Annotated in this window: 1 protein-coding gene; it reads left to right on the forward strand. The window is 47.1% G+C overall.

From position 1 onward, the window contains the following. On the forward strand, window positions 1-714 hold a 714-nt coding region (locus tag ACP45E_RS09150), incomplete at both ends, for a Bcr/CflA family multidrug efflux MFS transporter (protein ID WP_083251591.1).

The following is a 714-nucleotide window of genomic DNA, read 5'->3' on the forward strand; positions in this document are numbered from 1 at the left end:
GAGCCGCTCTTCCGATCTTTCGACAGGGATGACTTCGCTCGAGCGATGTCTTTTGTCACGCTCGTCATGACCATTGCTCCTCTTCTTGCGCCTATGATTGGCGGGCACCTCGCTATCTGGTTTGGTTGGCGCTCCATTTTTTGGGTGTTGGCTGTTTTTGCTGTTGTGGTGATTTTGCTTGTGGTTTGGAAAATTCCAGAAACCTTGCCAGTAGAAAAACGGCACCCGTTGCGCTTAGGTACGACAATTCGTAACTACTTGGGTCTATTTCGTAACCCGACCGCGATGGGGCTAATATTTTCAGGTGCATTTTCTTTTGCTGGGATGTTTGCCTTCTTAACAGGTGGCTCATTCGTTTATATTGATATTTATGGTGTTCGTCCCGATCAGTTCGGGTACCTTTTTGGCCTTAATATTGTCGCTATGATTATTATGACGAGTATTAATGGTCGGCTTGTTAAGCGGGTAGGGTCGCACGCTATGCTGCGCTTTGGATTGGTTATTCAGCTTATCGCTGGCATCGGTTTATTGGGCAGTTGGTTGCTAGATTTAGGATTATGGGGAACGGTTCCTTTTGTGGTCTTATTTATCGGCACTATTTCAACCATAGGCAGCAATACGATGGGCTTACTGCTCAGTGGTTATCCAAATATGGCGGGGACTGCATCGTCGTTGGCGGGCACGTTAAGATTCGGAACCGGGTCTATTATTGGT

It is taken from the genome of Vibrio genomosp. F10 str. 9ZD137, from assembly GCF_049974785.1.
Classification (GTDB): domain Bacteria; phylum Pseudomonadota; class Gammaproteobacteria; order Enterobacterales; family Vibrionaceae; genus Vibrio.